Here is a 26,931-nt window from a genome sequence, read left to right on the forward strand (position 1 = left end):
ATTTCCATTTTTTTTATAAATAAGTTTTATATAAGAAAAGTCTTTTACTCGCAAAGACATAAAAAAAGGGCCTAAGCCCTATACACGATTAGCATCAATAGTCTCTAAATCAATCGTTTATTAATTTTAGCAGCGCATTTACGTAAAGAATCTATCAGCTTATGTTTATCCAAAGCCATATACCGATATTCAGGTAGGTAGATACTCAGGCTAGCCACCACCAACTCTTTCTTATAAATAGGTACAGCCAGGCCCATTACATGTCGATTGGTTATAGTTTGTACTGCTAGCTCCTCTCGACGCATTAGCGAAAGTGCTTCATACAACTTGCTTTCAGTCTGAACTTCGGGCCATGACTCTTCAGAAGGAAGTCCGTATTTCGTTAAAAATCGCTCCAGCTTGTCCTTCGTTAGCATAGCCAGTAACAATCGCCCGGAGGCAGAATCATAGACAGGCTTTATATCAGCGGTTCGCACTTGCAAGTCCTGCTCGGCAAAGGTTCTATAAATCGCAACTCGCTGATTATCTTTAAGTATAGCTAACAAACAATTCTCATTGACTGACTGAGTAAGTAAATCCATCTCCTCCTTCGCAGCTTCCAGCAAATCTTTCTGATACGCTTCATTGCCCGTTAGCGAGTACGATTTTGAACCTAATATGTAGCCTTTTTTCGTTCCTATCTGTTCGACATAGCCGCGTGCCACTAACGATTTAAGAATGTTTGCACACGTACCATGATTTAGTTGCAGGTTATCGGCCAGATCGCCCAACGATTTCGGACGTTCAGGATCAGCAGCTATCAATTCCAGCAAATCCAGAGCTCGATTAATTACTTGTATCATTTACATCAATTTTACAATGCAAAATAAATACTATTATTAAAAAATAAAAGAGTTCTAGTGACAAATATGGTTAATCGGCAACAATCTGACGTTTATGGTGTCTGATAGATATCAAAAAAGGACATCAAAGCGATGTCCTTTTTTGTACTTACGGTACTGGTTGACCTAAACTAGTTTGCCTTTTTGGGGTCGAGTACTACGTGACGAACGCGCTGGCGCTTCCAGGTATACGTAACGTGGATAAGGCCATCGGCCGATTGAATAACGGCCGGATATGAATACTCACCTGGTTCCGTTTCCAGTACTGCCAGCGTTTTCCAGGTTTTGCCGTCGTTGGAAATGGCTACGTCCAGCGGAGTACGGGGTCCATTTTTACCATTACTAGTTGTTGTAGGATTATAGACTAAAACCTGCCGACCATCTTTTAACGTAACGGCGTCTGTACCCGAATTAGGGTTAGGCAATGATGTTTTGGCTAAAGCAGACCAGGTTTTTCCGTTGTCGTTCGACCAGGTTTCCAGAATGTAGCCCACTTTCTGGCTACGGCAAAGCGCCTGTAGCTGACCATTCGCATGAAATAAAACGCTGGGCTGAATGGCTCCATCCGTTACACCTTCGTTAATGGGAGCCGTTTTCTGCCAGGTTTTGCCCCAATCGCTGGTTTGCTCAAAATGTACCCGCCAGTTGTGATCTTCCGAACTGGTTGGGCATAATAAAACACCCGACGATAATAGAACTGGTTTATTTTTGATGGGTCCTAAAATACCTTCCGGCAGACGCTCCGCTTCTCCCCACGTTTTCCCATTATCGCTAGACCGTTTTAGCAAGCCCCACCAGGTTGATGGACTTGGCCCTACCTTGTAAAACAAAATCAGCTCTCCGCCGGGGCGCTGAAATAATACCGGATTCCAGCAGGGTAATCGCTTTCCGTCGGGCTGCACACCCGTTGCTACTTCCACGGGCGTTGTCCAGCCTTTTTTTGTCAGGCTGCTCACCCAGATCCCCACATCAGGATGACGTTCGTGGGTTCCACCAAACCAGGAAGCGACTAAGCCTTCCGGTGTTTCTGCAATTGTGGAGGCATGACACTCGGGGAAGGGTGCCTTTTCGTAAATCCATTCCTGCTTTAACACGGCTGGATTTTCGGGTTGTGCGTACAGGTGTTGACTGCTAAAAAAGAGAATAAGTAGTAAAGAAAGAAAGTTAATCTTCATAAGAAATTAGTAGAATGAGGCCGGAATTTACAGCGTTATGGCTTCTCTTCGTTCAAATCAGACAAGCCGGTAAACTAGATTCAACTATCAGCAAAGTAACGTATGTGCAAACATTACTGATTTAGAGAGGATAGAGACTATTGCCTTTAGCCGATCAGTTCAGTTTTTTTCAAGTTCTTCTTTATAGTTTCGCCCTATCGGTATATGAGTATTGCTTAGTACGATTCGATTTTGTTCGATACGGCTGATTTGGGGCATAGCCATTATGAACGATTTGTGCACACGAATGAAGTGATTATCCGGAAAAATATCATGCATCGCTTTGATAGAGCCTTTAATAACGATCTTGTCGGTTGAGGTATGAATGATGGCACCAACTTTTAAGCTCTCCAACGGTTTGTCATCTATGGTACTGTTTTTCATTTAAAAACAGTACCATAGCAACAAGTCCATTTACTTTAATCCGATTTGACTTACTTTATTTCTGTCTAACAGGTTTATGGTGATTTATCGATACCTTGACATTATTGGACACTAGTTGGAAGCCATAGAGCCCGTTTCTGCTTTTTACAAGCATCTGGGATCTGCTTTGTCGGCATTGGACACCGACTGATACTTCTGAATTGAGCAAATGGAAGAACGCCCTATCGACTCCTTGAGCGTATAAATATGATCGATCGTTAAAAGCTATATCCGACTGCCACTCCTCCCCAGGGGCCATGATTGGTGGCATTTGCCCTGGTTAGTTTAAAAGTTGGCGTAAAGCCTGCCCGCAGCATAAGCCCTCCCGTTGGCTTTTGGTAACGATAACTGGCTCGTGGCACCGCGTAGAGATCCCAGGGCTGTACACCAGGCATTAACTCTCCCCAGCTTGCTTTAGAAGCAGTTAATCCAAGCCCAAAATCAGCATGGTGCTTGCCCGTACCCAGCAGGGTAAACACTTCTCCAATCAAATTTGCCCTGTTTGGAGACATTCCATAATAGGAGGCTCCTGCCCGGTACCCAAAGGCGTGTGTTGTTTTCAGGAGTACCAGTCGCTCATAGTTCACGGAGTAAAAGCCGCCCGACCCTAATCCTTCCACGTAGATCGTATTTCGCGCTTTAAAGGGGCTATCCGCCTTAGATACTTGAGCGAGCACGCCCAATGAACAACAACAACAACAACAAATAAACAGTAAAGTAGCCTTCATGCCGGTTGGTTATAGGTATAGGGATGAATAGGAAGTACTAACCAAAGAAAGCTAAAAGCTATCAATTAATGGATTCATTAACAGCTTTTAACAAAAAAGACCAACGTGTAAAACAATCTTACTTTCTCCTTTCCCTACCCTATTTCGTCCAATTATCCTTTAGCCTGGCGTGCTTCTATCGAATCGTTTTCTATATGCCTATTTTTTTTCCCGAGTTTGTATTTCCTCAAAATCGCCCTTGACGTAGCGGGGCTGGCCGAGGTAGCCAGGAATTACAACAAACCGGCCTGTCTTCGTATCCAAAATAATAGACTCCCGCTCGCTTGCGACGGCCTGGAACCGGCGCGTATCCAGGATACCCGGCTCAGGTTGCCCACCATTCGACGAGGTGAAATTGGTTAGTAACAAAATACCCACGATGGTTAGGCAGCCCAGGAAAAAGGATCGCAGATCAAGCGAAAAATGAATCGTTTTCATAGCTAATGAGTTGATAGTTTACCTCAGATAGGTGTTTGCACTACAAAAGCACATTCACAGCCTGTTATTCTCATCGGCCCGATAATCGTTTCCGAATTCGGCTTAATGAAGGCCCCTGAATACCGAGATACGAGGAAATATGATAGAGCGGAATGGCATTGTAAAGATCAGGATGCTGCTCGATCAAATCCAGATAACGCTGTTCTGGCGTCTGGAACAGAAAATCCTCCATTCGGTTCATGGCCAGATTAAATGCCCGTTCACCAACCAGTCGGCCAAACCGCTCCCATTGATGCGATTGCTGATAAAGCTCCTGCAGATGCGTAATATTGATATACAAAATGGTCGAATCGACCATCGACTCAGTATAATAGTTACAGGGCGACTGATTGATAAAACTTTTGTAGGACACAACAACCTGGTGCTTCGAAAAAAAGAAAATGTTCTTTTCTTCGCCGGTCTGGTCGTTTACGTAGTACGTTCTGAAAATACCATCGAGAATAAAACCCAGATGTTTACAGACGTTCTTGTACTCATTGTAAAACTCGCCTTTCTTGTAGTGCTTTTTTTGCCAGTAGGGAACAGACAGCGCAAAGGCTTCCTCATCAATGTCGGCAAATGTGCGTAGAGCATGTCCTAATAAGTCGATGTCGTTCATGGCGTGAAGGACTACAATAAAAAACGGTTTGTGGGCAGCAAGATAATCAAGTTCCTGCCCACAAACCGCCAATACTTACGAATAAGCCACTTACAAACTTTCGACCGTTTTACTACGTAGCTAAACGCCAGCCACTACGGCTGCCCCGCCAGCACTTCAGCCAGTTTTTTACCTAGTTCTTCACCCCGAACATTCTTGGCCACAATTTTCCCATCGGGACCAATCAGGAAATTCTGGGGGATGGCCCGGATACCATATTGTTTGGCGACTTCATTGTCCCAGAATTTCAGATCGGATACGTGTGCCCAGGTGAGGTTGTCTTTATGGATTGCTCGTAGCCACGCTTCTTTCGCGTTAGGCCGATCGAGCGAAACACCCAGCACGGTAAAGTTTTTTTCTTTGTATTCGTTGTAATTCTTCACTACGTTCGGATTTTCGGCCCGGCAAGGTCCGCACCAGCTGGCCCAGAAATCGACTAGTACGTATTTGCCTTTGAAATCGTGTAATGAAACCGCTTTGCCCAACGTATCGGTCTGCGTAAAATCGGGGGCCAGCTCTCCTACCGACGTTGCCTTAATACGGTTCAGCGTAGCTGCATACTCCTGACCAGCCTTGCTATTTTTCACAGCGTCGCTCAACCCATCGAAAACGGGCTTTACTTCACCATATTCTGGAGCATACCCACCAAAAGATTTCAAGGCATCCAGCGCAACGAGGCTTGTGGGCATCGACTTGATAAACTGAGCGTATACAACTTTCTGTTCCGCTTCAATGGCTTCGTATCGTTTGTCGAGCGCATCGCTAAACTCCTTTTTGCTACGTTGCTCGGGCGTAGCGGCTCGGTACTCCTGCATCAGCGCGTCCATTTTATCGGTCGACGGCTTTAGCGCTACCTCTAGTTTCTGATTATCGACATTTAGCGGAGTACCACTAACTACCGCATTTTTAAGTGAGTCAGGACTGCTCACGTTTACAGTGCCGGGTTCGAGATAGAGGCTGATAGAGGGAGTTGGCCTGGTTTTACTCAGACCTGTTCCGCGCTTGTCGACCAGTAAGGTCCCTTTGATCGGGCTATCAACTGAGCCTTTGAACTCAAATTTACCATGTTGAATCGTTGTGGAATCGAGCTTTACCGAGGTACCTGAGCCATATCGCAGATACGCTTTGGCCGGGGCTTTCATGGCACCCAACTGGCCCTGAAGGGTGTACGAACCACTCTGCGCCCATAACACAGACGGAAGAAGTCCTACCAACGTAGCGGAGATTATTTTTTTCATTTCAGTTGTCGTTTGGCGAATAAAACCATAAAAACTATAGAATCAGCAGAATACGTCTTTTTTTCTTATTCGGCAGATCGTCATTCCCAAGCCCTAAACCGTTCATCACGAACTAGTATCGCGTCATAAATGAATGTGCTTACTTGGTGCCTGTTCTTCTAACCATTTATCTACCGATTATCCATGAAATACCTATACGTTTTATTGGTGCTGATCAGTTCCTTGGCGCAGGCTCAAGTCGATACCATCAACACCGCTACGTTGAAACTGAACCTATCTGCCTTTAAAAACTCAAAACGTTCGTACGCCGTTTTTTTTGAAGACAGTACGGGCAAACGACTCTCCTCCGCCGATATCTGGGACCGTACGATTCGACTTTCCCAAACGCCATCGGGCCAGAAAATCTACGAATTCGACTGGAAATGGTTTCAAAAAGATTCGCTGCTAGGACACGTAACAGCTACCGGCCAGCTTCCTTCGCTGGCTCCCTTGACCCACAAGGCCGATTACGCAAAACGCGGTAAGATCTCTACCACGTTTACAGGAAATAACGTAGCCGTATCGATGCCCAATCGAAAAACGGGCCAGGACACTACGTTTACCGTAACGCTGAAACAGCCAGCTTTCGAATTTCCGATGGATCTGGAAATTTTACCACTCCTGCCCATCAAAAAAGTGGGTCAGCAATTCGCGGTTGCCTTTTATGAACCCGGCACACCCGCTGCCAACTATTACCGACTCACAGTTACAGGCAAAGAAGATTTGCCAATTGGCGGAAACACCAACATCAACTGCTGGCTCCTCAACATCGATTATGGTCGGCCAGACGCTCACGCTACGTTCTGGATTTCGGACCAGTCGCGCGAAGTGATTAAGATGAGAGAATATTTTCGGGGTCGTTATCGATATAAAGTAAAACTGTTTTAATTATCCGCTCAACAAGCCCGCGCGATTTCGGCGTATCGGATCATGTGAAACAGCCATTGACCCGCTAATTTCACGCAAAATCAACTATTCCTCATGATCCGATATCTTTTATCGCTGGTTTTTAGCTTCGTATTCTTCTCCTTACTAGCCCAGCCTAACCATACGAAATCATCATTACGTCAGCTTCAGCAACAGATTGAACAACTCGCCACAGCGGCTCAGGGTACAGTTGGTGTAGCCGCTACGCTGGTCGAAACGGGTGAATCAGTTTCGCTACATGGCGACCAGCCCTTTCCGATGCAGAGCGTTTATAAAATGCCTATCGGTATGGCAACCTTACATCTGGTCGATCAGGGTAAGCTGTCGCTGGAGCAGAAAATTCGGGTATCGACCGCCGACTATATTTCAAAACGGCAACACAGCCCTATCCGCGAAAAATACCCCAACGGCACCGAACTCAGTCTGGCGGAATTGCTGCGCTACGCCGTTTCGGAAAGTGATGGCTCAGCCAGTGATGTTCTGATGCGGGTAGTAGGTGGGCCAAACGTGATCATGAGCTACCTGAAAAGTCTGGGCATCAAGGATCTAATAGTACTAAATACAGAGCGTGAAATTGGCAGCGACAATGCTGTTCAGTATAAAAACTGGGCGAAACCAGCCGAAGCGGTTGCCCTGCTCCGTCGACTTCAGGAAGGTCGCGGTTTATCGAAAAGCAGTCGCGCCTTTCTGCTACGTCTGATGACGGAAACCGAAACGGGGCTTCATCGGCTGAAAGGGCAACTACCAGTCGGAACCGTTGTTGCGCATAAAACCGGCACCTCCTGGACTATCGATGGCGTAACAGCCGCCACGAATGATATTGGTCTCGTTACGTTACCCAATGGGCAACACATTGCGATTGCCGTGTTTGTTTCCGATGCGAAGGCCGACACTGATACCCGCGAAGCCGTCATTGCCAACATCAGCCGGGCCGTTTGGGATTACTGGGCAAGGTAATAAGGTCAAAACGAATCTGAATTATTTGTTTACATAGTGGTAACACCACTTTTGGTAGATTTACAGCCTCTAAATTCCTCGCAGTAGCTCATGAAATACCGCTCACGACATGCCTATCTGATTCCTTACTTTTTCCTGGTATTCGGATTAATCAGCCAGATACAGGCTCAATCGCCCGATAGCCTGACCCGAGGGCCCTACTTACAAAAGGCCACTCCAACCAGCATGACTTTCCGCTGGCGTACGCAATCGCCCTCGATTGGTGTTGTCCGCTTCGGCCAGGCAGCAGGTAAATTAGCGAAATCCAGTAAAGAAAATCAGGCGGTTACGGATCATGAAATAACCGTAACGGGCCTGAAGCCTAACGCAAAATATTATTATTCTGTTGGGACGGAAAGCGCTACGTTACAAGGCACGGCCGACAACTACTTTTACACCTTTCCAACGGAAGGCACCGCCAAGAAAACCAGAATCTGGTCGCTCGGTGACTTTGGCAATCACTCGGCCCGGCAATACCACGTCAAAGAGTCATTCAAGCAATACGTTAAAAATCTGGGTGACCCCTACATTGATCTTTGGCTCTGGCTGGGCGATAACGCCTATAATCGGGGATTAGATGCCGAATACCAACGTAACGTATTTAGCACCGATACAGGTTATGCGGGCGATCGCTTCATGAAGCAAACCCCCATTTTTTCTACGCCGGGCAATCATGATTATGCTGGCAATAATAACCTCCGGGTCAGTTTAAACATCCCTTATTATCAGGTCGTTTCGCACCCCACCAATGCCGAAGCAGGCGGTGTTGCCTCGGGTAGCGAATCGTATTACTCTTTCAATTATGGCAATATCCATTTCGTAAGCCTGGATTCTGATCGATATGACGACAGTACGTTCAAAGCCAGTAACACCCGATTTGGCGAATTGAGTCCACAGCTGGCCTGGCTGAAAAAAGATTTAGAAGCGGCCCAGAAGAACCCAAAATTCACCTGGATTATTGCCTACTGGCACCATCCCCCATATACGAAGGGCACGCACGATTCTGATACAGAAAAGCAACTCCGCGATGTTCGCATGAACCTGCTTCCGGTTCTGGAACAGTACAGAGTAGACTTGGTTATGGGTGGCCATAGCCATGTGTATGAGCGGTCGGGTTTGCTGAAAGGCCATTATGGCGATGCTGTAACGTTTGATGCCAGTACACACGTAGCGCTCAAAAACGAAAAACAAAACTCGGAGAATAAATCCACAGCATTTGTAAAAGATCGAAAAGCGGCTGTAAATGAAGGTACTGTTTACGTAGTGAACGGCGACGGTGGTGCCGGTGGCGGACACGTAAAGACCGGTACCGCCCAATGGCCCCACAACGCCATGCAAGTCTCCTACGATGGGGGTGGCGGATCGATGTATATTGAAATAGAGGGCAATAAATTAACCGCTGTCATGATTGCAGCCGACGGGTCGATTCAGGATCAATTCACAATTTCGAAGTAAGCATCGTTAACACGTAGCGTTTATCTGAATGGCCGGTTTGAAACCGGCCATTCTTTCGTTTGTAACGAATCAGCTTTGGCAGGCAGCGTTTAGGGAGGATAACTGCTGAGGCCAGCATAGCCTTTATCCATAGGTTTCCCGCAGGTATTCTTCCCAGTCCGCTGAGTCGATGGCTTTTTTGTTGGGGCAAGTGTTCTCTCCTTTAGCCAGACTTTTCATCAGGCTACCAACCGTTGGAATTGGAATGACAGGTTTCGATACGTTCCGGGCTTTCATCCAGAGCTGCGTCATCGTTCCAACGTCGTACACCTTCGGCCCTCCCAGATTGATGATTGTTTGTTGCGGGCCTGCCTGCACCAATCGATAGAGTTCGGCGGTGACGGTATCCACATGGATAGGCTGAACTTTCAGTTGTCTGGGTATGAACCCAATAGGAAGACTCAGTAATTTCCCAATGGCAAAATCCAGCAGATTATGAAACTGCGTAGCCCGAAGAATGGTGTACGGAATCTGACTCGCCTGAATCAAGCGTTCTGCCGACCGCTTTGCCCGGTAATAGCTGTATTGAATGGTATCGACGCCAACAATCGAACTATAAATCAAGTGTTTGACATCCGATTGGTTGAGCGCATTCAACAAATTCCGGGTAGCAACTACGTCAAAGGGTTCATTACCAATTTTAGTTGGCGCACTGGCTAAATGGAAAACTGTGTCAACACCCTCCAGCGCCTGACGTAACCCTTCGCCTGTTGCCAGATCAATCCGTTGCCAGGGCGTATTGGTCGATTGACTAACGACGCTATACGAATCGTTTTTTATTGGCTTGCGACTTCCCGATAGGAAATCAGCCTGTTCTTGTTGCAACGTAGCAACTACCGACGATCCTAATACACCCGAACCGCCAACGACTAAAATCTTATTCATGACTGATGTTGCGTTAAAAAAGTACAGATTGTCGGGACTTCTGAACACTAGCCGAATAAATCATCAGCAGAATCGGTAGCAGCACTGCCAGCGACAACGCCACTACGTTACCTACCTGATCGATCCAGGGCAACATATGCAGATGGCGTAGGTGGTATAGTAAATGGGGAATATTGAAAACGAGCAGACAACTAGCTGTTGCCTGAGCAGTAACCAGCCGGGGAACGATCAGAGTCAGGCAACATAACGTAGTGACGGCCAGAAAAAACGCGCCAACATCCCTGATCAGATGTTCGTTGTAAGGACCATCAACCGATACCCAGGTTCTACCAAATCCGGGAAATGAAGTGTAAAAACTTTCGGGCATAAACAACGCCCAGCAGCCAGGAATGGCATTTGAGATGATTAAATAGAGCAGAATAGCCTGTATCCAGCGGGGTTGTATGGGTTGCATTGACATGAGAATTGGTTAAAATTTCATGCAAGACAAACCTCCTCCCCGTTTTGTGACAGGCTCTGCCAACTTTTTCTACAGGTGCTTTAATTTATCGGGATTGCGAATGGCGAAAATCCGCTCAATTCCTGTTTCATCGCTCTCTAGTATCATGATTGTATCGAGCCTATTATCCTCTTTCTGAATAAGCAACAAAGCGGGTTCGCCGTTGACCACGCTCCATTTGCTGATAAACAGATGGCCAAATTTACTAGCAAGCCCTCGCAGGAACTGCTCGACGGTGGCCAACCCGAACAACGGTTTAATGGCCGCAGCCACTTTACCGCCACCGTCAGTATAAAGCGCTACGTCGGTTTTCAATTGCTGAATCAGACTCTCAACATCGCCTGTTTCGCTGGCATCCACAAAAGCACGTAGCAATTCTTGCTTACGCTGGCTGTCCGATACGTAGCGCCGATTTGTTCCGGCCATTTTCTCTTTGGCCCGGTGATACAGTTGCCGTCCGTTGGCTTCGGTTGTCTCAAACAGTTTGGCTAATTCGGGATAGGAGAACTCAAAGCTTTCTTTTAAGACAAAAATGGCGCGCTCCATCGGCGATAGTTTTTCGAGCAACAGCATAAACCCGTAGGAAATATCCAGCCTGGCATCCATTGCCCGGTGACTTTCAGCCATTACGGGTTCGGGCAACCAAATGCCCTTATACACCTCCCGTTCCCGTTTTACGCGGTCCAGATACGTAAGCGACGCATTCATGACACTCTTGGCCAGATACGCCTTACGATCCTGGATATTTTCGGGCGTATTGTTCATAAACCGGAGTAATACGTCCTGTACGATATCTTCACTCGCCATTAACTCACCAGTCATTCGATAGGCAATGGCTAGCAAGGTTGGACGATACGTAGTGGCAGCCTGATTGGTTATCATAGAACGATACGTGTTGGCACTGTAATAGTAAGAATTTCTGGCACCCAAAGCCATTGCATTCGGCTGTTTACCAGATCATGCCTGCTAACAAAAACCAATTTAAATTAGGCTTGAACACCCTTTTGCCGAATTTTACAACAGACAGTACAGCGCTCTATCTCGTATCAAATTGGTTTATAACAGAAATCCCGTAGATTTACCATATATCGTTCATCCTCACGCCTATAAGCTCTATCATGTCTACTCGCAGAAACTTCTTTCGCCAAACGGCGGCTGCTGCAACGGGTGCGCTGACATTGCCCTCGTTTTTACCCGAAACCTTTGCCAAATCCATTCCATCGACGGATATGGGCTTAAAATCAGCTGCCGAATGGGCGCAGGATGAAGATTTCTGGTCGTGGGTAAAATCAGAATATACCGTATCGCCCAATTTACTGAATCTGAACAATGGTGGCGTTTGTCCGCAACCGAAGGTGGTTCAGGATGCGCATATTCGGTTCTATCAATATTGTAACGAAGCGCCGTCCTACTACATGTGGCGAATTCTGGATCAGGGCCGCGAATCATTACGGGAAAAGTTGGCTGATCTGGCGGGATGCTCCGCCGAAGAAATTGCCATTAACCGCAATGCAACCGAAGGGTTAAATACAGTCATTTTCGGCTTGAATCTGAAAGCAGGCGATGAAGTTGTCCTGACCAAACAGGATTATCCCAACATGCTCAACGCCTGGAAACAGCGCGAAAAGCGGGATGGTATCAAACTGGTTTTCTTAGACTTAGACTTACCCAGCGAGAACGACGATGCCATTGCGCAGCAATACATCAAAGCATTTACGCCCAAAACCAAAGTGGTGCATGTTACGCATCTGGTCAACTGGGTAGGTCAGGTATTGCCCGTTCGTAAAATCGCCGACGAAGCCCACAAACGCGGCATTGAAGTGATTGCCGATGGAGCGCACTCGTTTGCCTTATTCGATTTCAAAATTCCTGATCTGGGTGCCGATTATTACGCAACCAGCCTGCACAAATGGCTAAGTGCTCCGTTTGGTAGTGGAATGTTGTATATCCGTCAGCCGAAAATTAAAAACGTGTGGGCGCTCCTCTCGAACAATGAACCCGACGGACCCGATATTCGTAAATTCGAGAGCCTGGGAACCCGCTCATTTGCCTCGGAAATGGCGATTGGAACGGCCATTGATTTCCATAATAGCATTGGAACAGCCCGTAAGTTTGCCCGTGCGCACTACCTCAAAAATTACTGGATGGAGCGGGTCAAAGATTTACCCGGCGTAAAGATTCACACATCGCTCAAACCTGAATTTGCGGGCGCTGTTGCCCTATTTTCTATCGATGGCCTGAAATCGAGCGAGGTAGACGGACAGTTGCTCAATAAGTATAAAATTCACACCACGGCGGTTGAATGGGAACATTTCCACGGTGTTCGCGTCACACCGCACGTGTATCACACGCCTAAAGATCTGGACCGGCTTGTAACCGCTATTACGGCAATCTCAGAGAAACAAGCCGTCGCCAGCAAACAGAAAAAAAGTTAGTTTTCTGACAGGATTGACAGGATTTTATAGCGTAAAGAGAATCCTGTCAATCCTGTCAGAAAACAGCTATTCCGGCGAACATCCGGCCAGCTTATATATTTTCCCATCTGTTTTGGTATACAGATAGAACTCTCCGTTTAAACCTACCCCAAACCGGAGATCAGTTTTGGCATGGTTAGTCAGTTTCTGAAACGTAGTAGGCTGCCCTCCCACCCGAATACTAAGCTCCTGCATAGTCGCCTGCTTTCCTGCCTTCAACTGATTGCTTTCCACGCAATAGACTCGGCCATTCACGATATCGCCAAAGATATATTTTCCACGTAGCGCCGGTGCCTCACTGCCGATATAGACAAAACCCGCTGAAATAGCATTGCCTTCGTCATGATCGTATTGCACGGCCGGATACGTATAATGCGACTCCGAATCATTGGCAGGCAACGCATATACCCGATCCATAAGGCCCCGGTGGTTGATCACAAACGTTCCTTCCCGTTCAGGCCATCCATAATCAGCGCCCGCCATACCTACATTCAACTCTTCCGACTGCGTTTGCCCAATATCAGAGATCAGCATGGTTCCATCGGGAGTCCAGGCAATACGATTCGGATTCCGGAAGCCACGGCAAAAAACCTCCTTCAATGTAGCGGGGTCCGTTGACTGTGCATACGGATTGTCGGCTGGAATACCGTAATGCCCATTTTTGCTATTCGACCCTTTAGGATCGATACGTAGCACTTTACCCCATACCCGATTAGGATCTTTGCAAAGGAAATATGCCTTGTTTTCAGTAGAGCCTCCGTCGCCAACGCCAATATATAACATACCATAATCGGGCGTCCCTGGCCTGGCAAGCGGATTGAACGTTATTTCCTGAACGCCGTGTATGTTCGTGACCATATTGACACGTAGCAATTCGCGGCCTTTGCCCGAAAACGTTGGCGCTGCTGGATCGGTCTGCTTCCACTCCGTTAACACCCACTGTAGTCCAACCCGGATTGAATCGGCATACGCGAAATCGGCGGGAGCAGAGTTTGTCTTCTCGGTGTGAGTCGTATAAAGCAATCCGTTTTGCAGAAAATCGGGATGAAAGGCATAGCTACCCAAACCGGTAGCATGGCCGGGTTCGTTAATAAAATTGGGTCGCTCTGCTGGTATCGACATATAAACACGTAGCGTCTTACCGATCATTTCATACAACGTACCGCGCATATCCTGCAAAAACACCCGATTACTCTGGCCCGGCATTACCTGCATTTTATTGATACGTGCTAATGGGATTTTCTGCGCCGTGGCTGGCGCCGTCATGACTTCTTCCAGATTAATCGCCAGCCCTGAAGCCGCAACACCGGAAGGCACAGGATTGGACAGCGGTGGTCCTAGCTTTTCGTTGCCAACATCCGCCTTTGGCTCTTTATGTTGCGAATGAACATAGGCCAATATGGCGTCCAGATCAGCGTTTGCCAGATGCTGAAACGATGGCATGGCTTGTTTATATTCGTCAAAAAGCTGCTTGGCCCGTTTATCGCCACGGGCAATTACGTCCGGTGCATTTCGCACAAACGTCTTCAACCATTGACTCGACACGTTGGCCGTAACGGTTCCGAGATTTGGGCCAATTCCTCGTTGCGAGAAATTATGGCAAGCCGAACAGTTTTGCAGGAACAATTGCTTTCCTTTGGCCAGAGCCGCTGCATCAGTCAAGTAATCTTTTTTCGGAGCCTGTGCGAGTGCCAACTCTCGACTCCCAGTTAAAAACAGGCCTAATAGAATTGCCAGCGGAATGTGTAGCTGTTTCTGCAAAATGATACGTTGTGGATTTTGACGAAAAAAGAACCTATTTGTTGCCATTGTAAAAACCGGGGTACCCGTAACAGAAGGATACGTTTACCATAAAAGACTGATCGGCAAGAAACTAACTATTCCTCTCCGAATAATCGTGTTTTGTGCCGACATTTAGTAGCTGTCAATGCCATTCCCTACGAGTAAAGTTGGGGAAGCAGTTCCCTTTTATCTGAAAAGCCAACGTGTGCTTTCTATGGAACAAGTAAACTGGGGTATTATTGGTTGCGGAGACGTAACGGAAGTGAAAAGCGGGCCAGCGTTTGCTAAAATCGAGAAATCACAGCTGGTTGCCGTTATGCGGAGAGATGCCGAAAAGGCGGCCGATTATGCCCAGCGGCATCATGTCCAAAAATGGTACGTTGATGCAGAGGCTCTTATCAATGATCCTGACATAAACGCGATCTACGTAGCCACTCCACCCGATAGCCATGCTGACTATGCGATACGAGCCATGCGTGCAGGCAAGCCTGTGTACGTCGAAAAGCCAATGGCCCTGACTTATGCGGAATGTGAAGCCATGAATCGGGTTAGCCAGGAAACCGGCGTTCCTCTGTTTGTAGCCTTCTATCGACGTGCACTACCTTACTTCCTGAAAATAAAGGAATTGGTAGACCAACAGGTTATTGGCGATATTCGCTACGTCCATATTCAGTTGAACAAGGATCCACAGGCAAATGAGCTTGGCGATCAGGCTCAACCAGGCTGGCGCGTTTCGCCGGACGTTTCAGGAGGTGGCCATTTTCACGACCTGGCTTCGCACCAGTTCGATTTTCTGGAATTTATCCTCGGCCCTATCAAAGCGGCCAGCGGAATTGCCCGTAATCAGGCCGGACTCTACCAGGCTGATGATATTGTCGTCGCCAACTTCGAGTTTGAGTCGGGAGTGCTGGGAACCGGAAACTGGTGCTTTACGGTCAACAAAGAACAGCGCCTTGATGAAACGCAGCTAATTGGTTCCAAAGGCAAAATCACCTTCGCCTTCTTTGAAAAATTCCACATAAAACTGGAAACCGAAACCGTCGTGGAAGACTTCACGATTCCGTTTCCGGAGCATGTGCAACAACCGCTGATCCAACGTATTGTCGATGAACTATGCGGTGGTGACAAAAGCCCAAGTACGGGTGAAACGGGGGCACGAACCAGCCGGATTCTGGATCAGATCACGGCTAGTTAGACGCCCTGTGCCTGTTAAGCCAATCATTATTTTTCGGTGACTCGCAAACTGCGCTGCCCAACAAACCAGTAAGCGGCTGCCGTCAACCACCCAATACTAAACCACGCGCCAATCGGCAATCCAAACATAATCAGCAGTAAGCCGCCAATAAAAGCGACAAAGATCCCCGATAGCCAACGATCAGCGATAATGCTACGTCCATAGGCCAGGCTGTGCATCAGCAACAACCATCCCCAGCCCGTTAACCAGAGCCAGACAACATAGTAAATTGATACGTTAGTTGGGCAGTTACGTAGCAAAATCAACAATTCGGGTAGCCAGATCAAGCCATAGATGACAACGTATCGACCAAAACGCTGCCTCCACGACAGCGGTAAATTCGGCAATAGAAGCAAATATCGATGCTCAAATTCGCTAAGCTGTCGACCTACCTGCGAATGCCCCAGAATAGCCAGCAGAAGGCCAATCAACAGCAGCCGCGCATCATAATCATCGGTTGGGTATAAGCGACAGACACCTGCCAGTAACAAACCTGAAAACACTTTCGTCAGTACCAGCGAGAGTGGTTCATAGCGAAGCCAGTGTATTGGAAAGAATACTACGTAGGGAAGCCGGAGCGTAACACCAGGCAGTCGTAAACCTTCGGGATTTGGATGTCGTAGACGATAATCGACCGCCGTTACACCGACTCCTACGAGCACGAACAACCAACTAGCAATAGCTCCCAGCGAATCCCATTTTCGATACGTGGCGGCAATCTGAATCATCCATCCGCCATAAGCGATTATAGGAGCAAGCAAAGCCAGTTGGGCAGCCACCCACAATACCCAGCGTTTCGTAGTCGGCACCAGCCAGAACGTTTGTAGAAACAAATGCTCCGGGGCCGCTAACTCCTGCCTGACATAGGCAATGGTTTTAAGGGTATACAATCCCCACAAAACAAATACGAGCATTAACAGAAACGGTGACCCCAGGGCAGCGGTAATTAATGCTTTATGTTCACGAGCGCTCAGAAAACCGAACGCCAGCAAAATAATAACTAGAAACGTTCCGGCATTTCTGGCATAAAACGGCCCAACGATGAGTTTATAGAGAAACGTCAGCATGGCCGTTCAGTCAGCAGGTACGATTACGCCATCGCCAACTTGCCAGGTGCTCGTCATGGGTAATCCAGTAAGGGCAATATCCTGATGCGAGGTCAACAGAAAGGAAACACCTTCAGTCGCGTTCAACTGTCGTAAATACGCGAACAAACTGGCCGCCGTTGCTACGTCGAGCGTTGTTAATGGTTCATCCAGTAACACAAGCCGGGGTCTTCCCAGCAGAGCCAGTAAAAGCGACAGTTTTTTGAGCATTCCGCTCGAATAGGTACCAGTGGTCTGCGTCCAGAATTTTTGAACGCCCAACAGGTCTGCTAATTGATGAATTTGATCGGACGAAGCCTGTTTCGCCTGTCCGACAAATTCTGCCAGATCGCGGGCCGTCAGAAAGTTCGGATAGAGGGGTTCGGCTTCGGCATAGTTGACCCGTAATCGATACGGGACCGGATCGCGGTTGATATCGAATTGATCATCGAGCAGAATCGCTCCCGAAAATGGTAAAAGCCCGGCTACAGTACGAAAAAAAGTCGTTTTGCCCGAACCATTGCCGCCCCGGAAATAGTGAAAACCTGTGCTTAATACCAGCGAAGGAACGGCCAGCACGGTACGTCCGGCATAGGCTTTAACAAGATTGGTGACGGTGAGCAAGGTAAGCCTTTTTTATTTTTTGGCAGGTTTACCAGGCTGTACAGGATTTCTTTAGTTTGCTCAATCCTGTACATCCTGGTAAACCTGTCGGAAACACTACGCTTTATAGAATATCCATTTAGAAAGTTCTTTGTACGTAACTTTCTTGCCGTACATCAGAATACCGACGCGATAGATCCGGGCTGCGAGCCACGTAGTACCCATAAAACCCAGCACTAGCAACACCATCGACAGAATCAATTCCCAGACGGGCACACCAAACGGAATCCGGACCATCATGACAACCGGCGACGTAAAGGGAATAATTGATGTCCAGAAGGCCAGTGCCCCATCGGGATCTTTAATAACAAACTGAGCTACCGCTATGGCACCAATAATCGGAAGCGTAATCGGGAACATGAATTGCTGCGTTTCTGTCTCATTATCGACGGCCGCACCAACAGCTCCGAAAAGCGCACTATAGAGCAAATAGCCGCCTAGAAAATAGAATAGGAAGCAACCAACAATCAGCGGAATATTGAGCGTTTCTACGGCCTGCATAACACTCGCAATGGCATTATTTTTCACTTTTTCATCCTGCAATTCGGGGGCATTCTGCGCCATGGCACTGTTTGTCTGCATAGCCTCACGCCCACGCTCTGCCTTATCACCAATTATCGCTCCCCCTACCGTAAAGAGGCCCAAAGTGAGCAAAATCCAGAGCATAAACTGGGTTAAGCCAACCAGGGCAACTCCCATAATCTTCCCTAACATCAACTGAAACGGCTTTACCGACGAGATGATTACTTCAACAATGCGGCTCGTCTTTTCTTCCATAACGCCACGCATTACCTGCGTGCCATAAATAAACACTGAAATGTAAATCATGAACGCGCAGAAATAACCTATTACAGTCATGGCGATGGCATTGCTGCTTTTTTCACTACCATCGCTCAGGTTAATCGTCTGCGCGTCGACGTTCACCTTGGCATCCTGAATGATCTTCTGTGTGATACCAGCCTGACTGAGCTTGATGGTTTCAATTTCTTTTGAGATGGCCTGTTCAATGTTATGCTGCAGGGTCAAGCTCACGCTCTTCTCCGCGAAAATCTGAACCGTCTTAGGCTCTTCAATCACGTTTTTGGGGATAAAAACCAGCGCATCGTACCCTTCCTTGACAAAATCTTTTTTGGCAGTAGAAAGCGGCTTTTTCGAGAACGTAAACTTCGTTTCAGAATCGTCCTTGAATTTATCGACAAAGCGTGCGCTCTCGTCCACCACTTCCACTTTCTTTTGATTGATGGAACTGACGGCGGCCCAGCCAATAATGGCATAAAAACCAAAAATCAGGAGAGGTCCAAGAATGGTCATCACCAGAAAGGACTTCTTACGAACGCGCGTCAGATATTCGCGTTTGATGATCAGGAAAATTGTATGCATAAACGTAATGATTGAGGGGCAGAATGATTAGTGAACCAATAATTGAATGGATGCGTGTCAAGGTCAGCATTCGACCTTTCTCAATCATTAATACTGCCGACGGCTTTAATGAAAATCTCGTTCATACTAGGAATATTCTCCCCAAACGACCGGATAGTTACCCGATCGAGCAATCGGCGGATCAGATCATTGACCGATGCGTCGGATGGAATCTGAATATCGGTCCGTAAAAAACCGTCGTCGGTAGCCAGCGTTTTCTGAACGATAAAAGCCGGAGGCAGTTCGCCCAGATCGCCCTGGTATTCGACATGGTACGTATTGGTTTTAAACTGTTCTTTGATAGCGCGCTTAGGGCCATCAAGAATTTTATGGGATCGATTAATCAGGGCGATGTAATCGCAAAGCTCTTCGACGGACTCCATGCGGTGGGTCGAGAAAATAATCGTTTTCCCCTTTTCGCGAAGTTCCAGAATCTCGTCTTTAATCAGATTGGCATTAATCGGATCAAAACCAGAGAAAGGTTCATCCAGAATAATAAGATCCGGCTCATGCATCACTGTGGCCACAAACTGAACTTTTTGCTGCATTCCCTTCGACAAATCTTCGATGTGCTTATTCCACCAGGTTTTGATATCGAATTTCAGGAACCAGATTTTCAGCTTTTCCATGGCCTCTCTTTCCGTGAGGCCTTTTAATTGAGCCAGGTACAGCAACTGCTCGCCAACTTTCATTTTTTTGTACAGACCACGCTCTTCGGGCAGGTAGCCAATACGTTTAATATGATCGGGCTTCAGTCGTTCTCCACCTAGCAGTACGTCCCCCGAATCGGGGGCAGTAATTTGATTGACAATACGTATCAGCGATGTTTTTCCGGCTCCATTGGGTCCGAGCAACCCAAAAATGCATCCTTTGGGAACAGTTAAACTGACATCATCTAAAGCGCGGTGTTCTGCGTACTGTTTAACAATGTGATGGGTTTCAAGAATATTCATGCAGTCTAGGTAAAAACCGGAGGTATTTATCAATGGACACAAACTACAGCTATTTGTTACAGATAGCCAAAGAATTTACGGATGAATAGTCGATTATACAGACAGACGGCAAAAAAAAGAGCCATAGTTTCTGGCTATGGCTCTTTTTGTATTCTTAATCGATTAGTCACCGATAGTATTCCCGAACCTGAAACAGTAACATCAGGAATAGTAAAGCCAGTAACGTTCCCAGAATACTAAATGACAGAATGCTGGTCAGCACACTAATTAGTTCTGCATAATAGCTAAATACCCACCCCGACCGTTTCCGGTTAAACAACCCCGGTAGGGCCAGTGCCCCCAGCACCAGGCCAATAACCGACAGGATCATACCGACCGTATAACCAATACCAGTACCTACGCCACCGATAAATGAAACCGGAAGAAAAAAAACACCGAGCCCTAAAAAAGCCAGAATTGCAGGTAAGGCCAGGATCAGTAATACCAGCGATACAATTGGCCAATATTTAACAAACCCTTCCCGAAAATTAAGCGGGAACTGGAATGGAGCTTTGGTGGTAAAATAAGGAGCCAGTTCGGTTTCCAACACAGCAGGCTGAGCCATAAAAACGTAGATTAGAGTGTATAAATGAGTGAGTAGAAAAAGCTCACTAAAAGTACACCTGACCTTAACGTTATGGCCCGACAACTGTGTGAATGGTAAACTCTTTACTAAGCGGTAACTTCTTCGGATTCAACGGGCTGAGTCCTGAACTCTCCCTCCCACTTTGAAATTACGCAAGTTGCCACGGCATTACCGGCTACCGACGTAGCGCTACGTCCCATATCCAGAATCTGATCGATTCCCAGCAACAGCGCCAGTCCTTCGATGGGCAAATCAAACAGCGACATTGTTCCGGCAATTACCACCAACGACGCACGCGGAACCCCCGCAATACCTTTAGAGGTGATCATGAGCGTCAGCATCATAGTGATTTGCTGTTCTATGCTAAGCGGAACGTGATATGCCTGAGCGATAAAAGCGGTAGCGAAGGTCATATACAGCATAGAGCCGTCGAGGTTGAAGGAATAACCCAATGGCAATACGAAGGAAATAATACGTTCCGAACAGCCAAACCGACGTAGTGCTTCGATTGTCTGGGGGAAAGATGCCTCTGAACTAGCGGTACTGAACGAAAGAATTATGGCAGACCGAACTTCTTTCAACAGAGCGAAATAGGGAATGCGGACCACCAGACATATCAGGGCAAGTACGACAAAAATAAAGAACAATAATCCACCGAAGAAGCAGAAAATCAGGTAAACATAACCCGTTAAAATGCCAAGGCCCTGTTTAGCCACCACAGCCGCAATGGCCCCCAATACGCCGTAAGGAGCGAATGACATAACGTAGCTGGTTACCTTGAACATAATATGCGACAGCGAATCGAGTGCTTTGATGATAATTTTCCCCTGCTCGCCAACCGACCCAACGGCTATTCCGAAGAAAATACTGAACACAACGATCTGAAGTATTTCATTCGTTGCCATCGCATCGATAAAGCTGGTTGGTACAATGTGGGTAATAAAATTCTCGAACGTCAGTTTCTGTACTTCAACGCCTGTGTCGGTTCCTTTAGCCGGTAATGGCAAATTCATTACCTCACCGGGTTTCATGATGTTAACAACCAGCAATCCGACTACCAGCGACAAAATGGTAGCAAAGTAAAAGTAGGCTAACGTCTTAAGACCAATACGTCCTACGGTACCAAAATCACCCAATTTAGCAATACCGACAACGAGCGTGGCAAATACCAGCGGCCCGATAATCATTTTAATCAGGCGTAAGAAAATCTTGGAAAGGATATTTAAATCGGACCCTGAAAAGCCAGTACTGGTATCCGGAAATAAATAACCAATAAGGATACCGAGCACCATGCCCAGAAAAATACGAGTTGTCAGATTGGGTAGTTTCATGCAAATAGGTCAAGTAGCCGTATTGACAAATGTAACAGAATTGCGGCACTAGTAAAAATAGGAACCGGCCCAGAAAGCCACTCCTATGAGTAACAGAAGCACCTGTCACCTAAAAACCACCGATTAATCTACTTTTTTTTGGAAAAAAGAATAGTATGCTGTAATATGCACATATTCCAATGAATCAGTTGGTTAATGACTACTCACCTAAATCGTTGCCTATATATAGGTTTGCGGTAAACGAACAGCAACCACATAAACGGATAGAGCAATACATCTGTCAGTTTATAAGGCGTTCGAAATACAATGTCATCAACAATGAGCGTTCCTCCTGTGGGGTTCATTAGCAGTCGATGGCGATGATGCCAGGACGTCAGAAAGAAGGGCAGCGTTGTTCCCTGGTCGACAAAATAGATCTCACTATCAGTTGTTTGTTGATCGACAATCAAGCTAATCCAATCCTGCTGCATTACGAAGAAATTGAGTTTAATATGTACAACATCTCCTTCCAGACAACCATCAAACCGAATCAGGTTAACGGGGGGAAACGGCGGAGAAAGCCGAATAAACAAATTCCTATCAAACCCATTCCAGACCTGAGTGATTGATTGGTTAACCTGGGTTTTAAGGAGTAAGTGCATAGACGAAGCAGGTCAGAAAGTGAGAGATAACGATTATCGTTTGATTATGGTGCGTATACGCATGGGAAAGCAGACTACCTTTGCCAAGTTAGCGCATTCTCTCATCCTATTGTACTCAACAACCAAAAATTCAGGTAAACGTTGCTGGCTTACGCTCGCTCTGTTTTTGTTTAGTCAACTCGTATGGGCTCAAACACCCGGCCCTGACTTCCTAACCGTTGAGAATGGTTTGCCGCAGGGATTTATTAAATCGATGCTTCAGGACCGTCGTGGGTTCATCTGGATAGCTACGCGCGATGGGCTTTGTCGCTATGATGGTATCCGCTTTAAAAACTTCCATCACGACCCGCATAATCCACGTTCTCTTTCCTTTAGCAGTATTTACGAAATACGGGAAAACAGCCAGGGTTCTCTGTGGACACGTACTGAAAATAATAACGTCGATTATTTTGATCCCGTAACCGAGCAAACGCAGCGCGTTTCGGATTCGCCCGCTTTTCGGCAGGTTGTCAACCGGAACACGCTTACCTCCATCTTCCCCGACCATCAGGGTAATGTATGGGTTGCTACGTCAACGAATGGTTTTTTTCAGTTGACGGCCAAAGGGACAATTAGACATCGAAACTGGGCTATCAAAAATGATACGGTCCAGCATCGAATTGATGCATTATTGGTTGACAGACACGATAACCTTTGGCTGGCCACCTCCGATGGACTCTACCGATACGATCCCAAAGCCCAGCAGTTTACCGCATTTCGCATAGCCAATGGGTTACCCCGTAACGATGTTCGATCGCTTCGTGAACGAGCCAACGGGGAGTTAATGCTGGGATTTCCCGGACAGATTGCCTTATTTAACCCGAACGGTGGCAACGTCCGCCAGGTAGTTCCTCTTCCCAATCTACCGCCGGATACGCCTTTATTGACCGGCGATGCACACGGTAACGAATACGTGGGCTTGTACCGCTACACCGACCAGACAGGTCTAACCTATCTGCCAATAAATCCTCAGTTTATTCGTCCATCACTCATATCCATATTGATTGATCAGTCGAATGTACTCTGGGTCGGTACAAACGGTAATGGCATTGTAAAATATAACCTTAATAAACGACCGTTCCATCATTGGCCGTACGCGATCAATTTCCAGATTGACTGGATGAGTCAGCAGTTTGGCATACCAATCTTATCAATCCCGCCAGACGTTCGCCAACAGGACCCATCGAACCTCCGCTACCAATTTGACCGCCAAAAGAGACTTTGGATCGGCGGCCTGCGAACCCCTTTGTATCGATACAATACGGATCTGAAGCAATTTGAAGCGATCAGACCTATAGGCATTGAACCCAAATGGTTGTCCGGCGGTGCCTTCAGATTGTCAACCCTAACGACCGGCCCTGAAGGAGAATTATGGGGATTAGTGGGAGCCGACGTTCGTGCTGTAGTCCGTTTTGATGAAGCCCATCAGTCATTTACGGCTTTCCCCTTACCACTACCCGCCAAACATCCTTACGAAATCATGGCGATGAGTGTCGATGGCGGTCGTATCTATATGGCAACGCAAAGCCACGGCCTGTTACGTGCCGACCTTGCCGACAAACGCCTTATCCGCTGGAAAGCGAACCCCGACAGTCCTGACGCGTTGCCCGTCAATTCGTTGCTAAGCCTGGCCCAGGACCCGGCCCACTATAATTTCCTGTGGATCGGCACTTATGGTAATGGCCTGTGCCGACTCGATAAGCTCACGGGTAAAATTCGTAGTTTCACCGTTCGCAACGGCTTACCAAACAACGTCATTTACGGCATTCGTCCTGATGCCAATGGGCATTTGTGGTTAAGCACCAACCGAGGGCTTTGCCGGTTCGATACCCGAACGTTTGAAGTACGAAGTTATACGGCCGACGACGGCTTGCCCAGTAATGAGTTCAACCGCTTCCACGACATTTCACTACCTGACGGCCGGGTTATTTTCGGTGGCTATAGTGGTTACACAGCTTTCAACCCTAAACAAGTATTCGACGATACGTTCAAGCCTTCGGTTGCCATAACTGGCCTCCGTATCAATAATCAACCCGTTAACGTAACAGACCAGGATTCTCCCCTATTGAAGGGTATCAACGAAACCAAAGAAATCGTTCTCAGTTACCAGCAGAACTTTCTATCGTTCGATTTTGCTGCTCTTCAGTTTAATCATAGCAGTAAAAATCTGTTCCGATACAAACTAACGGGGCTCGACCACGACTGGATTTACAATGGTAATCAGGCAACTGCTACGTATACCAATCTCCCTCCCGGAACCTATACGTTCGTTGTAAACGCATCAAATACATCAGGCATCTGGAGTCCACACACCCATCAGATCCGGGTAGTTATTAAACCCGCTCCCTGGGCTACCTGGTGGGCTTATACAGGCTATGCATTACTGTTAGCAGGAGCCATATACCTGTTTGTACGGGTTAGAATTAACCGAATTCGTCTGCAAAGCCGAATGGAACTCCAGGAAAAAGAATCGGCTCAACTTAAAAACCTGGACGAAATCAAATCGCGCTTTTTTGCCAATATAACCCATGAGTTCAGAACACCGTTAACGCTGATCCTTACTCCTTTGGAGCAACTATTGGGCGATATTAAAAACCCGCAACAGCATCACCGTCTGGCGCTGGTGTATCGTAATGCCAGCCAATTGCTCCGACTGATCAATGAACTGCTTGATCTGGCGAAACTTGAAACGGGAAGTTTAACATTTACTCCCACTCAGGGCGATCTGATTGAGTTTCTGGAACGTATTACCAGTACGTTCGACATAGAGGCTCAGCGAAAGAAGATTAAACTAAGAGTACATAATCAATTTGCTGAACGCTATTACTGGTTTGACGCCGATAAGCTGGAAAAAATCCTGAATAACCTGCTGGCCAATGCGCTGAAATTCACCGACGAGCATGGAGTGATCGACGTTGATTTTTTTACGTTCTCAACCAACAATCAATCATCAAGCACTACGTCCTTGTTACGTTTAATCGTAAAAGATACTGGCGTTGGGATACCCAATCATAAACTCCCTTTGATTTTCAATCGCTTTTATCAGGTTAATCAGTTAAATAAACAAACGGCAGGATCAGGCATTGGCCTCGCGTTAGTAAAAGAACTCGTCGACGTAATGCAGGGAACGGTTCAGGTCGAAAGTATCCCAGGCAAAGGGTCTACATTCACCGTTGAAATCCCCTGCCAACCCGCCCAGTTTTCTCCAGAGAAACGGGAGCCATTGGTATCAACGTTACGTTCTCCCCAATCGGCCGATACTGCTGACGTAACAGAATTGCCTCACCTGCTACTCGTAGAAGACAATGACGACATAGCCGAATTCGTAACCGATATTTTGCGGAGCGACTGGCAGATTCAGCGAGCCAGTAATGGCAAAGAAGGTTTGGAAGCCGCTCTAGCCGATGGCCCCGATATGGTCATCAGCGACGTACTGATGCCCGAGCTGGACGGCTATGAATTATGTAGGCAATTAAAAAGTAACCCGGTTACCAATCACATCCCTATTCTATTATTAACCGCTAAATCGTCAATTGAGAGCCGGGTGGAAGGGCTATCAGCTGGAGCTGACGATTATCTGGCAAAACCTTTTCAGATTGACGAACTTCGGTGGCGAGTCAAAAACCGGCTCGAACAACAACGTCGGTTCAGTCAGCATTTTCGAACCCAGTTACTCAGCGAAGGCCATGTTCCAACCGTCAGTTTAATGCCGGGCGACGAGTTTATGAACAAAGTCTATGCCGTATTAAATGCCCGACTGGGCGATACGTCCTTTGGGGTAGAACCGCTGGCAGCGGCCGTTAACATGAGTCGAATGCATCTCAACCGGAAGATAAAAGCACTGACCGGGCTGTCTCCCAACGAACTGATCCGAGCCGTTCGGCTCAACAAAGCCAGTGAAATGCTGCTGACCAACATTCCAATCTCTGATGTAGCCTATGCTGTTGGTTTTGATACGCCCGCCTATTTCTCAAAAGTATTCAAAGAACAGCATGGTGTAACGCCTTCTGAATATGTTGAACAGCAACGTCAGAAAGCTAATCACAACTAGCGAAATCGTTTACCTACCGCTCAATAAAGAAAGGCCCGGATACGTATCCGGGCCTTTCTTTATTGAGCGGTATATCCTAAAAGTCAATCGTTTATCATTGATGTTACAAATTTTATAGGACTTGTTACGAATGAAT

General features: G+C 47.0%; 24 protein-coding genes. 6 read left to right on the forward strand and 18 right to left on the reverse strand.

Features of this window, described 5'->3' with window-relative positions:
- Positions 1–104: 104 nt before the first annotated feature.
- The 7 genes from GK108_RS24610 to GK108_RS24640 form a co-directional block, all read right to left on the reverse strand.
- On the reverse strand, positions 105–842 hold the full coding sequence (locus tag GK108_RS24610; RefSeq protein WP_163954213.1) for an IclR family transcriptional regulator: 738 nt from the start codon (positions 840–842) through the stop codon (positions 105–107).
- Between the two features lie 170 nt (positions 843–1,012).
- Positions 1,013–2,056, reverse strand: coding sequence for a sialidase family protein (locus tag GK108_RS24615; RefSeq protein WP_163954215.1), 1,044 nt, complete (start codon positions 2,054–2,056; stop codon positions 1,013–1,015).
- A gap of 159 nt (positions 2,057–2,215) precedes the next feature.
- A complete protein-coding gene (locus GK108_RS24620) occupies positions 2,216–2,479 on the reverse strand; it encodes a LytTR family DNA-binding domain-containing protein (protein WP_163954216.1) in 264 nt (87 codons plus the stop codon).
- A 257-nt stretch (positions 2,480–2,736) separates the two neighbouring features.
- Complete coding sequence (locus GK108_RS24625) at positions 2,737–3,195, reverse strand: hypothetical protein (RefSeq protein WP_163954218.1); 459 nt, start codon at positions 3,193–3,195, stop codon at positions 2,737–2,739.
- A 249-nt stretch (positions 3,196–3,444) separates the two neighbouring features.
- Positions 3,445–3,723 carry a hypothetical protein gene (locus GK108_RS24630; RefSeq protein WP_163954220.1) on the reverse strand — a complete coding sequence of 93 codons (279 nt, stop codon included), beginning with the start codon at positions 3,721–3,723 and terminating at the stop codon, positions 3,445–3,447.
- Between the two features lie 70 nt (positions 3,724–3,793).
- Positions 3,794–4,381 carry a Crp/Fnr family transcriptional regulator gene (locus GK108_RS24635; protein WP_163954222.1) on the reverse strand — a complete coding sequence of 196 codons (588 nt, stop codon included), beginning with the start codon at positions 4,379–4,381 and terminating at the stop codon, positions 3,794–3,796.
- Between the two features lie 134 nt (positions 4,382–4,515).
- Positions 4,516–5,658, reverse strand: coding sequence for a TlpA disulfide reductase family protein (locus tag GK108_RS24640; RefSeq protein WP_163954224.1), 1,143 nt, complete (start codon positions 5,656–5,658; stop codon positions 4,516–4,518).
- Positions 5,659–5,841: 183 nt separating this feature from the next.
- On the opposite strand from GK108_RS24640, the gene GK108_RS24645 reads away from it, so the two are divergent.
- From GK108_RS24645 to GK108_RS24655, 3 genes are all read left to right on the forward strand, one after another.
- The gene (locus GK108_RS24645) at positions 5,842–6,585 is read left to right on the forward strand and encodes a hypothetical protein (RefSeq protein WP_163954227.1); all 744 of its coding nucleotides are present in this window, start codon (positions 5,842–5,844) and stop codon (positions 6,583–6,585) included.
- Positions 6,586–6,678: 93 nt separating this feature from the next.
- The gene (gene bla / locus GK108_RS24650) at positions 6,679–7,581 is read left to right on the forward strand and encodes a class A beta-lactamase, subclass A2 (protein ID WP_163954229.1); all 903 of its coding nucleotides are present in this window, start codon (positions 6,679–6,681) and stop codon (positions 7,579–7,581) included.
- Between the two features lie 90 nt (positions 7,582–7,671).
- A complete protein-coding gene (locus GK108_RS24655; RefSeq protein ID WP_163954231.1) occupies positions 7,672–9,075 on the forward strand; it encodes a purple acid phosphatase family protein in 1,404 nt (467 codons plus the stop codon).
- Positions 9,076–9,198: 123 nt separating this feature from the next.
- On the opposite strand, the gene GK108_RS24660 is transcribed toward GK108_RS24655, so the two are convergent.
- The 3 genes from GK108_RS24660 to GK108_RS24670 form a co-directional block, all read right to left on the reverse strand.
- A complete protein-coding gene (locus GK108_RS24660) occupies positions 9,199–9,999 on the reverse strand; it encodes an SDR family oxidoreductase (protein WP_163954233.1) in 801 nt (266 codons plus the stop codon).
- Between the two features lie 13 nt (positions 10,000–10,012).
- Positions 10,013–10,453, reverse strand: a complete 441-nt coding sequence (locus GK108_RS24665) for a hypothetical protein (protein WP_163954235.1) — start codon at positions 10,451–10,453, stop codon at positions 10,013–10,015.
- A 75-nt stretch (positions 10,454–10,528) separates the two neighbouring features.
- Positions 10,529–11,380 (reverse strand): sigma-70 family RNA polymerase sigma factor, encoded by an 852-nt coding sequence (locus tag GK108_RS24670; RefSeq protein ID WP_163954237.1) that lies wholly within the window; start codon positions 11,378–11,380, stop codon positions 10,529–10,531.
- A 236-nt stretch (positions 11,381–11,616) separates the two neighbouring features.
- Here GK108_RS24670 and GK108_RS24675 point away from each other — a divergent pair, with 236 nt between their 5' ends.
- Positions 11,617–12,933, forward strand: a complete 1,317-nt coding sequence (locus tag GK108_RS24675; RefSeq protein ID WP_163954239.1) for an aminotransferase class V-fold PLP-dependent enzyme — start codon at positions 11,617–11,619, stop codon at positions 12,931–12,933.
- 66 nt (positions 12,934–12,999) lie between these two features.
- Here GK108_RS24675 and GK108_RS24680 read toward each other — a convergent pair whose 3' ends face one another.
- A complete protein-coding gene (locus GK108_RS24680; RefSeq protein ID WP_163954241.1) occupies positions 13,000–14,781 on the reverse strand; it encodes a PQQ-dependent sugar dehydrogenase in 1,782 nt (593 codons plus the stop codon).
- 187 nt (positions 14,782–14,968) lie between these two features.
- On the opposite strand from GK108_RS24680, the gene GK108_RS24685 reads away from it, so the two are divergent.
- Entirely contained in the window at positions 14,969–15,949 is a 981-nt protein-coding gene (locus tag GK108_RS24685; RefSeq protein ID WP_163954243.1) for a Gfo/Idh/MocA family protein, read from the forward strand.
- Between the two features lie 26 nt (positions 15,950–15,975).
- Here GK108_RS24685 and GK108_RS24690 read toward each other — a convergent pair whose 3' ends face one another.
- The 7 genes from GK108_RS24690 to GK108_RS24720 all read right to left on the reverse strand — a co-directional run bounded on the left by GK108_RS24690 (position 15,976) and on the right by GK108_RS24720 (position 22,705).
- Entirely contained in the window at positions 15,976–17,055 is a 1,080-nt protein-coding gene (locus tag GK108_RS24690) for a hypothetical protein (RefSeq protein WP_163954245.1), read from the reverse strand.
- A 6-nt stretch (positions 17,056–17,061) separates the two neighbouring features.
- Entirely contained in the window at positions 17,062–17,697 is a 636-nt protein-coding gene (locus tag GK108_RS24695; RefSeq protein WP_163954247.1) for an ABC transporter ATP-binding protein, read from the reverse strand.
- A gap of 96 nt (positions 17,698–17,793) precedes the next feature.
- On the reverse strand, positions 17,794–19,116 hold the full coding sequence (locus tag GK108_RS24700) for an ABC transporter permease (protein WP_163954249.1): 1,323 nt from the start codon (positions 19,114–19,116) through the stop codon (positions 17,794–17,796).
- Between the two features lie 80 nt (positions 19,117–19,196).
- Positions 19,197–20,108 carry an ABC transporter ATP-binding protein gene (locus tag GK108_RS24705; RefSeq protein ID WP_163954251.1) on the reverse strand — a complete coding sequence of 304 codons (912 nt, stop codon included), beginning with the start codon at positions 20,106–20,108 and terminating at the stop codon, positions 19,197–19,199.
- A gap of 166 nt (positions 20,109–20,274) precedes the next feature.
- Positions 20,275–20,712, reverse strand: coding sequence for a chromate transporter (locus GK108_RS24710; RefSeq protein ID WP_163954253.1), 438 nt, complete (start codon positions 20,710–20,712; stop codon positions 20,275–20,277).
- Positions 20,713–20,819: 107 nt separating this feature from the next.
- Positions 20,820–22,064: a dicarboxylate/amino acid:cation symporter gene (locus GK108_RS24715; RefSeq protein WP_163954255.1), complete on the reverse strand. Its 1,245-nt coding sequence runs from the start codon at positions 22,062–22,064 to the stop codon at positions 20,820–20,822.
- Between the two features lie 203 nt (positions 22,065–22,267).
- Positions 22,268–22,705, reverse strand: coding sequence for an SRPBCC family protein (locus tag GK108_RS24720; RefSeq protein ID WP_163954256.1), 438 nt, complete (start codon positions 22,703–22,705; stop codon positions 22,268–22,270).
- 166 nt (positions 22,706–22,871) lie between these two features.
- Here GK108_RS24720 and GK108_RS24725 point away from each other — a divergent pair, with 166 nt between their 5' ends.
- Entirely contained in the window at positions 22,872–26,795 is a 3,924-nt protein-coding gene (locus GK108_RS24725) for a hybrid sensor histidine kinase/response regulator transcription factor (protein ID WP_246225163.1), read from the forward strand.
- The last annotated feature ends 136 nt before the right edge of the window (positions 26,796–26,931 follow it).

Origin of the sequence: Spirosoma terrae (assembly GCF_010435915.1) — a bacterium.
In the GTDB taxonomy this organism is placed as follows: domain Bacteria; phylum Bacteroidota; class Bacteroidia; order Cytophagales; family Spirosomataceae; genus Spirosoma; species Spirosoma terrae.